Origin of the sequence: Blautia aquisgranensis, from assembly GCF_040096615.1 — a bacterium.
GTDB classification, from domain to species: Bacteria; Bacillota; Clostridia; order Lachnospirales; family Lachnospiraceae; genus Blautia_A; species Blautia_A aquisgranensis.
Window position 1 is genome coordinate 61164 of sequence record NZ_JBBMEJ010000006.1, and the last position, 14407, is coordinate 75570.

At 46.2% G+C, this 14407-nt stretch carries 12 protein-coding genes and 1 tRNA gene; 11 read left to right on the forward strand and 2 right to left on the reverse strand.

Annotated features, from left to right (window positions below):
- Nucleotides 1-78: 78 nt before the first annotated feature.
- Nucleotides 79-160: transfer RNA gene (locus WMO28_RS06505), tRNA-Leu, on the reverse strand.
- Between the two features lie 222 nt (nt 161-382).
- Here WMO28_RS06505 and ftsH point away from each other — a divergent pair.
- From ftsH to WMO28_RS06560, 11 genes are all read left to right on the forward strand, one after another.
- Nucleotides 383-2269: an ATP-dependent zinc metalloprotease FtsH gene (gene ftsH, locus WMO28_RS06510; RefSeq protein WP_178643878.1), complete on the forward strand. Its 1887-nt coding sequence runs from the start codon at nt 383-385 to the stop codon at nt 2267-2269.
- 162 nt (nt 2270-2431) lie between these two features.
- Nucleotides 2432-2779: a zf-HC2 domain-containing protein gene (locus tag WMO28_RS06515; protein ID WP_178643880.1), complete on the forward strand. Its 348-nt coding sequence runs from the start codon at nt 2432-2434 to the stop codon at nt 2777-2779.
- 1 nt (nt 2780) lies between these two features.
- Nucleotides 2781-5420: a DNA polymerase I gene (gene polA / locus WMO28_RS06520; RefSeq protein WP_349056442.1), complete on the forward strand. Its 2640-nt coding sequence runs from the start codon at nt 2781-2783 to the stop codon at nt 5418-5420.
- A complete protein-coding gene (coaE, locus tag WMO28_RS06525; protein ID WP_178643884.1) occupies nt 5421-6020 on the forward strand; it encodes a dephospho-CoA kinase in 600 nt (199 codons plus the stop codon). It abuts the gene before it with no gap.
- A complete protein-coding gene (locus WMO28_RS06530; protein WP_178643886.1) occupies nt 6007-6804 on the forward strand; it encodes an MBL fold metallo-hydrolase in 798 nt (265 codons plus the stop codon). The genes coaE and WMO28_RS06530 overlap by 14 nt, the downstream gene beginning before the upstream one ends.
- A gap of 13 nt (nt 6805-6817) precedes the next feature.
- A complete protein-coding gene (locus WMO28_RS06535; RefSeq protein WP_021977683.1) occupies nt 6818-7090 on the forward strand; it encodes an ACT domain-containing protein in 273 nt (90 codons plus the stop codon).
- A 69-nt stretch (nt 7091-7159) separates the two neighbouring features.
- Complete coding sequence (locus WMO28_RS06540) at nt 7160-8524, forward strand: PFL family protein (RefSeq protein WP_349056443.1); 1365 nt, start codon at nt 7160-7162, stop codon at nt 8522-8524.
- A 459-nt stretch (nt 8525-8983) separates the two neighbouring features.
- Nucleotides 8984-10012: an ABC transporter substrate-binding protein gene (locus WMO28_RS06545; RefSeq protein ID WP_349056444.1), complete on the forward strand. Its 1029-nt coding sequence runs from the start codon at nt 8984-8986 to the stop codon at nt 10010-10012.
- 69 nt (nt 10013-10081) lie between these two features.
- On the forward strand, nt 10082-10993 hold the full coding sequence (locus tag WMO28_RS06550) for an ABC transporter permease (protein WP_435376052.1): 912 nt from the start codon (nt 10082-10084) through the stop codon (nt 10991-10993).
- A 3-nt stretch (nt 10994-10996) separates the two neighbouring features.
- Nucleotides 10997-11785, forward strand: a complete 789-nt coding sequence (locus WMO28_RS06555) for an ATP-binding cassette domain-containing protein (RefSeq protein WP_178645196.1) — start codon at nt 10997-10999, stop codon at nt 11783-11785.
- A 29-nt stretch (nt 11786-11814) separates the two neighbouring features.
- A complete protein-coding gene (locus tag WMO28_RS06560; RefSeq protein WP_349056446.1) occupies nt 11815-12972 on the forward strand; it encodes a pyridoxal phosphate-dependent aminotransferase in 1158 nt (385 codons plus the stop codon).
- A gap of 19 nt (nt 12973-12991) precedes the next feature.
- Here the strand turns inward: WMO28_RS06560 and WMO28_RS06565 are convergent, their stop codons facing one another.
- Nucleotides 12992-14320, reverse strand: a complete 1329-nt coding sequence (locus tag WMO28_RS06565; RefSeq protein WP_349056447.1) for a tRNA(Met) cytidine acetate ligase — start codon at nt 14318-14320, stop codon at nt 12992-12994.
- Nucleotides 14321-14407 lie beyond the last annotated feature (87 nt).

Sequence of the window (14407 nt, forward strand, 5' to 3'; positions counted from 1 at the left end):
TCATTCCTTTCGTTTGTTTTTTGTCCCTTTATATGACAAAAACCTAGCAGATTGCTCTGTCAGGTTCCTAAATGTTAATGCCGCTGGCCGGACTCGAACCGGCACGGATTGCTCCGCTTGATTTTGAGTCAAGTGCGTCTGCCAATTCCGCCACAGCGGCATAACCGTTTATTATACTAACACAGAGAAAAATGATTTGCAAGGATTTTTTTTAGAATTGTGGAATTATATGGAAAAATTTCCAATTCTAAAAAGTTTATGAAATCGGAGGTGCCCTCCTTGAAATAGACTGAAAAAAGTGGTACAGTGTGCTACAAAGCTGTACCACCTGATATAGCACTGTGGATATAGCAATATACTATAAGATAACGGAGGAGACTGCATGAATCTGAATTCCAAAAAACCAGAGAAACGGCCGATATATGTATATTATATTATTGCGGTCGTGATCATTATTCTGCTTAATGTTTTTGCTCTTCCTGCCCTTTCAGAAAGAAGTGTGAGAGAGACAGATTATACCACCTTCCTGAAAGCCGTAGACAGAGGAAAAGTATATGAGGCAACGATCGATACCGATTATATCTATTATACCATGAAGGTAGACGGAAATGATGTCTACTGTAAGACCGTGTCAGTGGATGATCAGGATCTTGTACAGCATCTTTATGATGCAGGCGTAAGTATTGAGGGAACTGCACCGCAGAGACAGTCCCTGTTTTTGTCGCTGATCCTGGGGTATGTACTTCCTATCGCAATCTTTATTCTGCTGGGTCGCTGGCTTAGTAAGAAGATGATGAGCTCCATGGGTAATGGCGGTCCGGGAGGAATGATGTCTTTCGGAAAAAGCAACGCAAAGGTCTATGTAAAATCTTCCACAGGAATCAAATTTTCGGATGTAGCCGGAGAAGATGAGGCCAAGGAGCTTCTGACCGAGATCGTAGATTTTCTTCATAATCCGCAGAAGTACAGAGAAATCGGTGCTTCCATGCCGAAAGGAGCACTTCTTGTAGGTCCTCCAGGAACCGGTAAGACACTTCTTGCCAAGGCTGTTGCCGGTGAGGCGGAAGTTCCGTTCTTCTCCATCTCCGGATCTGAGTTTGTGGAGATGTTTGTTGGTATGGGTGCTGCCAAGGTCCGTGATCTTTTTAAACAGGCCAATGAGAAAGCCCCATGTATCGTATTTATCGATGAGATCGATACCATTGGTAAGAAACGTGATGGTGCCGGAATGGGTGGCGGAAACGATGAGCGTGAGCAGACACTGAACCAGCTGCTTACTGAGATGGACGGCTTTGATGGCTCCAAGGGCGTTGTGATCCTGGCAGCTACCAACAGACCGGATTCCCTGGATCCTGCACTTCTTCGTCCGGGACGTTTTGACAGAAGAATTCCGGTTGAGCTTCCGGACCTTCAGGGTCGTGAAGAGATCCTTAAGGTTCATGCGAAAAAGATCAAGATCGCGGACAGCGTCCGTTTTGATGAGATCGCCAAGGCAGCTGTTGGTGCTTCCGGCGCAGAGCTTGCCAATATCGTCAATGAGGCAGCACTCCGTGCAGTCCGTGACGGACGGAAATTTGCCACACAGGCAGATTTTGAGGAAAGTATCGAGGTTGTCATTGCCGGATATCAGAAGAAGAACCGTGTGCTTTCCAATAAGGAGAAGCTGATCGTTTCCTACCATGAGGTAGGGCATGCACTGGTTGCAGCCAAACAGACAGATTCTGCTCCGGTTCACAAGATCACCATTATTCCACGTACTTCAGGTGCTCTTGGTTATACCATGCAAGTAGATGAACAGGAACATTTCCTGATGTCAAAAGAGGAACTGGAGAACAAGATCGCAACCTTTACAGGTGGTCGCGCAGCAGAGGAGCTGATCTTCCATTCTGTTACAACAGGAGCATCCAATGACATCGAGCAGGCGACCAAGATCGCAAGAGCCATGATCAGCCGCTATGGTATGAGCGATGAATTTGATATGGTTGCCATGGAGAATGTAAGCAATCAGTACCTGGGCGGAGATGCCAGCCTTACCTGCTCCTTTGAGACCCAGACACTTCTGGATAAAAAGGTCGTTGAGCTGGTAAGAAGAGAGCATGAGAAAGCTACGAAGATCCTGACAGATAACATTGGTAAGCTTCACGAGATCGCCAAATATCTTTATGAACATGAGACGATTACAGGCGAGGAATTTATGAAGATCCTTAATGAGCCACCGGTGGAGATTACTGCTTCCGATGAGAACACACAGGATACAGACAGCTTATAAGCTTTATAATTACAGAGAAAAACGGACAGAAAGTTCGAGGAAACTGTAGGATACAGATCTTTACAGTCCTCGAACTTTTTTGCAATGAAACTGTTCTTGTCATTCACAGTTTAATTCGTTATAATGGTAAACAATTACGAAACAGTAAAGAGAGGGAAAAATATGGACTGTCGTACTGCTGAGGGAATGGTTAATAAATATATAGGTCATGCGCTTTCTGTCAATGAGCTGGAGGAGTTTCTGGAGCATATTGAAAACTGTTCCTCCTGTTACGATGAGCTTGCCACTTATTTTATCGTGCATAAAGCCATGGAACAGCTGGATGAGAAGCAGGAAGAATCCGTTCTGGATTTTAAGGGACTGCTGGAAGAGGATATCCGGAAATCCAGAAGATATATCCGCAGAAAGAAATTTCACAGAGCAGTAGCAGCAGTGGCTGTCTGCGCGCTTATTGCAGCGTTGGCTGTTTTTCTCATTTTCGTGATCCTGGAGCTTAAGGAGGGAATATAGTTTGAGTGAAAAAATATTACTGATCGACGGACACAGCATTTTGAACCGTGCGTTTTACGGATTACCGGATCTTACCAATGCAGAAGGCCGTCATACAGGAGCTGTATATGGGTTCCTGAACATTATGTTCAGAATTATGGAAGAAGAAAAACCGGAATATTTAACCGTTGCGTTTGACCTGAGTGCACCAACCTTCCGCCATAAGAGATACGAGGCTTACAAGGGAACCCGTAAGCCTATGCCGGAAGAGCTTCGGGAACAGGTGCCGTTGATCAAGGAGATGCTTTCTGCCATGGGAATCAATATCATGTCCCTGGAGGGATATGAAGCGGATGATCTTCTTGGAACAGTCGCGCGAAGAAGCGAAGCGAAAGGCATGGATGTAACAATCCTTTCCGGAGACAGGGATCTTCTTCAGCTGGCTACTGATAAGGTTCTGATCCGTCTGCCCAAGACTGTTCGCGGCAAGACCACCATTGAGAATTATCACACAGCGGAGGTTCTGGAAAAATATCAGGTAACACCACCGCAGATCATAGAACTGAAAGCTCTGATGGGGGACAGCTCTGATAATATTCCGGGAATCCCGGGAGTAGGAGAGAAGACTGCCACGAAAATGATCGTACAGTTTGGCTCTATTGAGAATGCACATGAACATCTGGAAGAAGTGAAGCCAAACAAGGCGAAAGAATCACTTCGTGAGCATTATGACATGGCACAGCTTTCCAAGGAGCTTGCGACCATTAATACAGACAGCCCTCTTGAATTTTCCTACGAGAAGGCTAAAGTGGAGAATCCATATACACCGGAAGCCTATGAGTTGTGTAAGCGTTTGGAATTTAAGAACATGCTGAACCGTTTTGACCCGGCCACAGCAGCAGATTCCTCTATGGAGCTGGAATTTTTTACCTGTAATGATCTTTCCGGTGTAGAGGCCCTTTTTGAAAAAGCCGGGAAGAAGGATCAGGTGGGAATTTCCGTTCTTGCAGACCAGGAAGAAGTATACTCAGTGGGACTTGTACTGGATGAAAATGAGATCTATCAGATTCCGGTGGGGGGACTTCTCACAGGAGAATACCTTTGCACAAAGATCGAAAAACTGGCGCAGGAGACCGTGATCTGTGCCATGGATATCAAGGCTGCTCTGAAGCATGTTGCACTTACAAAACCAGAGCAGGTTTTTGACGCAGGAATCGCAGCGTATCTTCTGAATCCTCTGAAATCCTCTTATACCCATGATGATATGGCAAGAGAATATCTGAATGGAATGATGCTTCCGGCCAAAGAAGATCTTCTTGGAAAAACATCTCTTAAGAAAGCCTGGGAGGATGAGATGGAGGGGCTTGGAAATTATGCCTGCTATCAGGCTTTTGTGCCATATATGGCCCGAGAGGAGCTCCTTCGCAGGCTGGATGAGACCGGAATGCGAAAAGTCTACGATGAGATTGAGCTTCCGCTTGTGTTTACCCTGGATTCCATGGAGAAATGGGGAATTGCCGTAAAAGGTGAAGAGCTGAAAAGCTATGGTGAGAAGCTGAGTGTCCGGATACAGGAGCTGGAAAAAACGATCTGGCAGGAGGCAGGAGAAGAGTTTAATATTAACTCACCGAAGCAGCTTGGAGTGATTCTTTTTGAAAAGCTTGGACTTCCAGGTGGCAAGAAGACAAAAACAGGATATTCCACAGCAGCAGACATTCTTGATAAGCTGGCACCGGAGCATGTCATTGTGAAAGATATCCTGGAATACCGCCAGCTGACGAAGTTGAAATCCACTTATGCCGACGGACTTGGAAATGTGATCGGAAAAGACGGACGAATTCACTCTACTTTTAACCAGACGATCACAGCTACCGGACGTATCAGCAGTACAGAGCCGAATCTTCAGAACATTCCGGTACGTATGGAGCTGGGAAGACTGATCCGTAAGGTTTTTGTGCCGGAGGATGGGTATGTGTTCCTGGATGCGGATTATTCCCAGATCGAGCTGCGTGTGCTGGCCCATATGTCCGGGGATGAGAAGCTGATCCAGGCATACAGAGAGGCGGAAGATATCCATCGCCTTACCGCATCTCAGGTATTTCATGTGCCGCTGGATGAGGTGACACCGCTTCAGAGACGAAATGCAAAGGCTGTAAACTTCGGAATCGTGTACGGTATCAGCTCTTTCGGACTGAGTCAGGATTTAAGCATTACAAGAAAAGAGGCAGCAGCCTATATTGAAAAATATTTCGAGACATATCCGAAAATCAAGGGATTTCTTGATGGCCTTGTAAAAGACGGCAAAGAGTATGGCTATGTTACAACCATGTTTGGCAGACGACGTCCGGTACCGGAACTGAAATCCAGTAACTTCATGCAGCGTTCTTTCGGAGAGCGTGTGGCAATGAATTCCCCGATTCAGGGAACTGCGGCAGATATTATCAAGATTGCCATGAATCATGTTTACGAACGAATGAAAAAAGAAGGATTGCAGTCAAGACTGGTGCTGCAGGTACACGATGAGCTTCTGATCGAAACCAAAAAAGAAGAGATTGAAGAGGTATCCCGTATCCTGGAAGAGGAGATGACGGGTGCCGCGGAACTTAAAGTGGAGCTTGACGTGGATATGCATCAGGGAGACAACTGGTATGAGGCGAAATAAATGAGAGTGATCGGAGTAACCGGCGGCGTAGGTGCCGGGAAAAGTACAGTGCTTGGAATCATGGAAAAAGATTTCGGCGCATATGTGATACAGGCAGACCAGATCGGGCATATTTTAATGGAACCGGGCGAGGAATGTTACGATGCAGTGATCGGATTGTTCGGAAAAGAAACCATAAAAAAAGATAAAACTATTGACCGGAAGCGGATTTCTGATGTAGTATTCACAGATAAGGAGATGCTTTTGAAATTGAATGGGATCATTCATCCGGCTGTGAAAAGCAGAATCCTGCGTCTTATTCAGGAGCAGAGAGAAGCCGGAAGAGAAATCTGTGTTGTGGAGGCGGCACTTTTTCTGGAGGAGAAATACCAGGAATTCTGTGATGAGGTCTGGTATGTGTATACAGAAGAGGAAATCCGGATACAGAGACTGATGGAGAACCGTGGATATTCTAGGGAAAAATCTCTTGGCATCATCAAAAACCAGGTTTCCGACCAGGTTTTCCGGGAAAACACCGATTATGTGATCGAAAATAACGGAGATCTTTTGGAGACCCGGAGACAGATCAGAGAAGGGATAGAAAGAAATGAGACTTTGTAGTATTGCCAGTGGAAGCAGCGGAAACTGTATTTATGTGGGATCTGAGGAAGCACATGTTCTGGTAGATGTGGGAATCAGCGGAAAGGGCGTTGAGAAAGGCCTGAATTCCCTGGACCTTACAGGAAAAGATGTAGATGGTATCCTGATCACCCATGAACATTCCGACCATATCAAGGGGCTTGGCGTGATTTCCAGAAAATACGGAATTCCGATCTACACTACAGGTGGAACTGCAGATGCCATGCTTCACATGAAATCACTTGGAAAAATGCCGGAGGGACTGATCCATGAGATCCGCGAAGATGAACCCTTTGAGATCAAAGATCTGACGATAAATCCGTTTACGATTCCGCACGATGCGGCACAGCCGGTAGGCTACCGTCTGGAATGCGGAGAACATTCTGTGGGAATTGCCACAGACCTTGGAAAATATAATGATTATATTGTTAAAAACCTTGAGAATCTGGATGCGGTGCTTTTGGAAGCCAACCACGATATCCGGATGCTGCAGGTTGGAAAATACCCTTATTATCTGAAACAGAGGATCTTAGGTGACAGAGGCCATCTCTCCAATGAGAATGCCGGCCGGCTGCTCTGCCGGATCCTCCATGATAATCTGAAAGCTGTTTTTCTCGGGCACTTGAGCCGGGAGAACAACTACGAGGAACTTGCCTATGAGACCGTGTGCTCGGAGGTAACATTTGGTGACAACCCGTACCGCTCCAGGGATTTTAAGATCCAGGTAGCGAAGCGGGATCATATATCAGAAATAATCACAGTGTAGAAAGGAAAAAACGATGAAGAAGACAATTATCACAGTAGTAGGAAATGACACAGTAGGAATTATCGCGAAGGTTTGTACATACCTTGCAGAGAATCAGGTTAACATTCTGGATATTTCTCAGACCATCGTTCAGGGGTATTTCAACATGATGATGATCGCAGATACAGCGAAATGTGAGAAGGACGGAGGCACACTTGCAAAAGAGCTTGAGAATCTTGGCAAAGAGATCGGTGTAGTGATCCACTGCCAGCACGAGGACATCTTTAACATGATGCACAGAGTGTGATAAAGCTGACAGCTATACAGTTATTTTATTACATACCTATCTTACACCAATCATCAGGGAGAAAATAAAATGATCAATATTTTTGAGGTAAACGAGACAAACAAAATGATAGAGCAGGAGAATCTGGATGTGCGTACCATCACCATGGGTATCAGCCTTCTGGACTGCATTGATCCTGACCTTGACGCACTGAATCAGAAAATATATGACAAGATCACCACAAAGGCCAGAAATCTGGTAGCTACCGGTGATGAGATCGCTACTGAATACGGAATCCCGGTTGTCAATAAACGAATCTCCGTAACACCGATCGCACTGGTAGGTGGTGCTGCATGCAAGAAGCCGGAGGATTTTGTAACCATCGCAAGAACTCTCGATAAATGTGCCAAGGAAGTCGGCGTTAACTTTATCGGCGGCTATTCTGCACTGGTAAGCAAAGGAATGACACCTGCAGAGGAGCTTCTGATCCGTTCTATCCCACAGGCTATGGCAGAGACTGAGCGTGTCTGCAGCTCTGTAAACGTAGGTTCTACCAAGACTGGTATCAACATGGACGCTGTCAAGCTGATGGGAGAAATTGTGCTTGCAACAGCAGAGGCTACCAAGGACCAGGATTCCCTTGGATGTGCCAAGCTGGTAGTGTTCTGTAATGCTCCGGATGATAACCCGTTCATGGCAGGAGCTTTCCACGGTGTCACAGAGGCAGATTGCATTATCAATGTAGGTGTCAGCGGTCCCGGTGTTGTAAAGAAAGCTCTGGAGCAGGTTCGCGGAAAAGATTTCGGAACCCTCTGTGAGATGATCAAACGTACAGCATTTAAGGTAACACGAGTAGGCCAGCTGGTTGCACGTGAGGCATCCAGACGTCTGGATGTGCCGTTTGGTATTGTAGATCTTTCCCTTGCCCCGACACCGGCTATTGGCGATTCTGTAGCGGAGATTTTGGAGGAGATCGGACTTGAGAGAGCTGGTGCACCTGGAACAACAGCGGCACTTGCGCTTCTCAATGACCAGGTAAAAAAAGGCGGCGTTATGGCAGCAGCAGCTGTTGGTGGTTTGAGCGGTGCGTTTATTCCGGTCAGTGAGGATCAGGGAATGATCGATGCGGTAAACGAGGGCGCGCTTACTCTTGAGAAGCTGGAAGCCATGACCTGTGTCTGCTCCGTAGGACTTGATATGATCGCAGTCCCAGGAGATACCAAGGCAACTACACTGGCAGGTATTATTGCAGATGAGTCTGCGATCGGTATGGTAAACCAGAAGACAACGGCAGTACGTCTGATCCCGGTTATCGGCAAGGGTGTTGGCGAGACTGTTGAGTTCGGCGGCCTTCTTGGCTATGCACCGATCATGCCGGTAAATTCTTTCTCCTGCGACGCATTTGTACAGAGAGGCGGACGGATCCCGGCACCGATCCACAGCTTTAAGAATTAATTTTATAAGTTTTAAAATTCAGGGGTTGACATAGATGCGTTGATGTGTTAAAGTAAACACAACTTAAGAAACAAACCAGTGAGAAAGAGAAGTAGACATTTCAGGAAGCTTCACAGAGAGCGGTGATGGTGGGAATCCGCAGGGGACCAGATGTTGAATGGACTTTCGAGGGCGGCCCGAACTATTGAATCTGTACAGTAGGCGCCGACGGGATAACCGAACCCGTTATCAATGAGGAGTGTATGTCAGTACACCGGAAAGTGGGCGATTCGTCAATTTGAGTGGTACCGCGATAATAAAGAACTTTTATTACCGTCTCAAGCATAATATAAGCTTGAGACGGTTTTTTATGTTACAGAAAACAAGAAAATCTGTTGCATGAAAAGTTGTTCCGGAAAAGCAGACCGCAGGGTGTACAAATAAGTAATCATAAGCGGAATAAGAAGGGAGAACAAAATTATGAAAAAAAGAATGTTAGTGATCGCAGCAGCAGTAGCAGCAACAACTATGATGGCGGCAAGCCCGGTTATGGCAGAGGATTTTAAAATTGGTATCTGTAATTATGTAGACGATGCTTCCCTGAATCAGATCGTAGATAATATCCAGTCCCGTCTGAAAGAGATTGGCGAAGAAAAAGATATCACCTTTGATGTGTCTTATGACAACTGCAATGCAGATGCCAGTGTTATGGAACAGATCATTTCCGATTTCCAGGCAGATAAGGTTGACCTGATGGTAGGTGTGGCTACACCGGTAGCGATGCGTATGCAGTCTGCTACAGAGGGAAGTGATACACCGGTTGTTTTCTCAGCAGTATCTGATCCGGTGGGTTCCGGCCTTGTAGATTCTCTGGATGCTCCTGGTGCAAACATTACAGGAACCAGTGATTACCTGGACACTTCTTCTATCATGAAACTGATCCAGGCACAGAATCCGGATGTAAAGAAGATTGGTCTCCTCTATGATGTAGGACAGGATTCTTCCACAACAGCAATTCAGGAAGCAAAAGATTATCTGGATGAGCAGGGAATCGAATACGTAGAACGTACTGGAACGACTACTGATGAAGTTCAGCTTGCAGCAGATGCACTGATCGCAGACGGTGTGGACGCCGTATTTACACCAACTGACAATACTATTATGACAGCAGAACTTTCTATTTATGAGAAATTTATCGATGCAGGAATCCCGCACTATACAGGTGCTGACTCCTTTGCATTAAACGGAGCATTTGTAGGATATGGCGTTGATTATGCAAACCTGGGACAGAAAACAGCTGATATGATCACTGATATCCTGGTAGATAACGCAGACCCGGCAAAAACAGCTGTGGAAACATTCGATAATGGTACAGCAACTGTTAATACAGAGACATGTAAAGAACTTGGCCTTGATTTTGATACGGTAAAGAAAGCATTTGAGCCTCTCTGCACACAGGTAAATGAGATCACAACTGCAGAAAGCTTCGATGAAGTAGAAGCAAAATAAAAAATAGCGGTTCACTTTTGTGAACGGTTATGAAATCAATTGGAGGAAATCACTGTGACGATTGCAACTATGCTCTCCCTCGGGGAGACTGCCCTGAAGCTTGGACTGATCTGTTCTTTGACAGTTCTCGCTCTGTTCCTTAGTTATTCTATGCTGAATGTCTGCGACCTTTCTACAGACGGCTGCTTTACTTTTGGAGCCGCTGTAGGAGCCGTGGTAGCTGTAAGCGGACATCCGTTTCTGTCTATCATAGCAGCTATGGCAGCAGGTGTTACATCGGGATTTGTGACTGCGATCCTGCAGACAAAACTGGGCGTAGACAGCCTGCTTGCCGGTATCATTGTAAATACGGCTTTATATTCCGTGAATATTGCGGTCATGGGAGGTTCATCCCTGATCAATATGAACCGTACGACTACAGTATTTACCATGATGAAAGATACACTTGCGGGAACTCCGTTAAAAGGCAGGGAAGATATCATTATTGCAGCCATCGCAGTGATCCTTGTAATCCTGTTTCTGGTATTTTTCCTGAAAACAAGACTTGGCCTTGCAATCCGGGCAACCGGAAATAATTCTGACATGGTAAAATCTTCTTCCATCAATCCGGTCTTTACAACAGTGATCGGTCTCTGCGTAGCAAATGCATTTACAGCACTTTCCGGATGCCTTCTGTCTCAGTCACAGAAATCCGTAGATATCAACATCGGTCAGGGCATGGTTACTATCGCACTGGCATCCCTGCTGATCGGAGGGACACTTCTTGGTCATGGTGGGATTTTTGTAAGAGCAGTGGGAATGGTACTTGGTTCTTTTATCTTCCGTCTTGTGTATACCATTGCCCTTCGTTTCAATATGCCGGCATTTATGCTGAAACTGGTATCTTCTGTGATCGTTGTTCTTGCAATTTCCGGCCCATATCTTAAGAAACAGTGGCCGCAGATCCGAAGAAGAATGACTCATACAAAAGGAGGCAGATGATCCATGTTAAAAATCAGCCATATTTCAAAAACATTTAATCCGGGAACCGTAAACGAAAAAAAAGCGATTGAAGACCTTTCTCTGGAACTGAAAAAAGGCGATTTTGCTACGATTATCGGTTCCAACGGTGCAGGAAAATCGACTCTCTTCAATGCAATATGTGGTGATTTTCTCACAGATGAGGGAGCAATTGAGCTGGATGGCAGGGATATCACATTTATGCCACAGCATGCACGTGCGAAAGAGATTGGCCGTCTTTATCAGGACCCGATGCGCGGAACTGCGCCGGGTATGACGATCGAAGAAAATCTTGCGCTTGCAGCCGGCAGAGGCGGATGGCTTTCTCATACAACCCGGCAGGAAAAAGAACGTTTCTACGAAGAATTGAAGAAACTGGATATCGGCCTAGAAGAAAGGATGAGTCATCCGGTAGGCCTTCTGTCCGGTGGACAGCGACAGGCACTAACACTTCTGATGGCAACCATGAACCCGCCCAAATTACTTCTTCTGGACGAGCACACTGCAGCACTTGATCCGGGAACTGCCGAGAAAGTCCTGAATCTTACCAGAAAGATCGTGGAGGAACATCAGCTGACCTGTCTGATGATCACACACAATATGCAGTCCGCAATCGATCTTGGAAACCGTATCCTGATGATGGATTCCGGTAATATCGTACTGGACATCGGAGGGGAAGAGAAGAAAAACATGACTGTGGACGGTCTTCTTGAGAAATTTAAGACAGGAGCCGGCAAGGCCCTGGATAATGACCGTATCCTTTTGGCAGAATAATGAGTAATAAGGAAAGAGGGACGAATGATATGCAGTTTTCAAAAAGATTGGACCGTTTTGGCGATGAGATCTTTTCTGCTCTGAACAATCGGCGTATGGAGCTGGAAGCACAGGGAATGAAGATCTATAACATGAGTGTGGGAACTCCGGATTTTAAAACTCCGGAATATATAAAAAAGGCTGTGGCAGAAGCTGCCATGGACGATGACAACTGGAAATACAGCCTCCGTGATCTGCCGGAGCTTCTGGAAGCGGTCTGTACATATTATAAAAAACGCTTTGACGTGGAACTGACACCGGATATGGTAATGACTGTTTACGGAAGCCAGGAGGGAATGGGACATCTTGGCATGGCACTTTGTGATGAAGGAGATACGGTTCTTCTTCCGGACCCGTGCTACCCTGTATTTGCAGCAGGAAGCCTGATGGCAGGGGCTGTTCCTTACTATTATCCACTGGTTGCGGAACATGATTTTCTTCCCTACGTGAAAGGAATTCCGGAGGAAGTGGCGAAGAAGGCGAAATACATGGTAGTATCTCTTCCGTCCAACCCGGTAGGAAGCATTGCAACTCCCGGACTTTACGAAGAAATCGTGGAATTTGCGAAAAAATATGATATTCTTATTATTCACGATAATGCCTACAGTGACATTATTTTTGACGGAGCTTTTGGCGGAAGCTTTCTTGCAACTCCGGGAGCGAAGGAGATCGGTGTGGAATTCTTCAGCCTTTCCAAATCCTTCAATGTTACAGGCGCAAGACTTAGCTTTCTGGCAGGCCGCCCGGATGTGATCGCCGCACTCCGCAAGCTGAGAAGCCAGATCGATTTCGGAATGTTTCTTCCGCTTCAGAAGGCGGCTCTTTCAGCGCTTCAGGGTCCGCTTGACAGTGTGAAAGAACAGTGTCAGATGTACCAGGAGCGAAGAGATGCTCTCTGTCAGGGACTTCGTGACATTGGCTGGGAGCTTCCGAATGGAAAAGGTACCATGTTCGTATGGGCGAAGATTCCCGGAGGACGTACCGACAGTATGGCATTCTGCATGGAGCTGATGGAAAAAGCAGGCGTTATTGTGACTCCGGGAGCAAGCTTCGGACCTCACGGAGAGGGATATGTGCGTTTTGCACTGGTACTTCCGCCAGAGAAGATCCGGGATGCTGTGGAGGCGATCCAAAAAAGCGGATTGTAACAGGGAATATTACAAAAGACTACAGAAGAATCCGCGGCGATTTTTTTAATTCATGAACAAAGCCATGTCCTGTTTTGTGACAGAGAAGCATTTCATAAAGATTAGAGGATTCGCAGGTTCCACGGAATAGTCTGTATCCTTCTGCATCAAGGACTGATGGTGCATCTGCGGCTTTTGTGAGCAACGGTATAGAGGCTGATTTTTTGATCTGGCCAAGCAGAGAAGAGCTGTTTTTACAAAAACCAAGTACCCGGGCGTAGGGAATACGTTCGGGTGCTTTTTCTTTCTGATCGAGAAAGATATGAAGAAGGCTGCGGCAGATGGCAGAACGTGTGATATCTCTGGTTTTTAAGAGATCTGCAAACTGGGAAAAACCCTCATACTGATTCCGGAATTTCAAAATACGCCGGATCAGAGCATCGGAAAGTTCCGGATATGTGTGCAGGGTTTCTTCTGTTTCCAGGAGAAGTTTATAGTGCAGAGGCAGATCCAGAGCATCTTCTGACAGCCAGGCATTATCTTTCAGAGAAGCCAGAAAAACAGGAAGAGCGGCTTTCGGGATAAAACGGGAAAAATCAGTTGCTTCCGGATTTAGGGTAAACAGCTTCCGGATACCGGATGCTGACGGAAAAGCAGAAGCATCCTGTGCAGAAGAAGCATTGGAAACCGCTTCAAGGTTCGTATCATGATAGCCACGGCCTTCCCGTAGAAGTGCATGAGGAATCATCTGGCTGTTCTGCCGGAGAATCGCTTTGCAATATTCGATTCCCAGAATATTGTTGGGAGAGGAGAGAATAGTTTCGGCCTGCTCCGGAGAAAGTACAAGTCCGTTCTGGGCGGACAATGCAGCTGCGGCATTGGATATGCTGGAGTAAGGTGGAATATCAGCTGTTTCAATATAGCTTACCAGAGCTTTACTTCTGGCTGCCGGAAAGCTCATTCCGCTGCGGAGTTTCTGCTGAAGAATATGTCGGTATGCCTCCGGTTCGTTTGCAAGGATTCCGGCAATCCCCATGAGAAGCTTCGTATTCCCACATTCACTTCCGAAACAAAGTTCATCCACAACCCCAAGTTCGGAAAGCAGGCTGACCCCACCTGCGGCAAAGGCTTCCGCACTAGCCGTCGCAGTACTGACGGGAAGCTCCAGTACCAGATCTGCCCCACATTTCAATGCCATTTCAGCCCGGACATGTTTTGGCATAAGAGCCGGGGTTCCACGCTGTACGAAATCCCCGCTCGTGGCAACGATGATATAGTCAGCTTTAAGAACGCTTCGGGCATACCGGATCTGATATGCATGTCCTTTGTGAAAGGGATTATATTCTGCGATGATTCCTACAACTTTCATAAGATAAGACCTCTTTTCTGATGGATGGAGACATTGTAACATAACGTTTTTGAAAGGACAAATAAAATATAGATGCAGTTGCAGAAT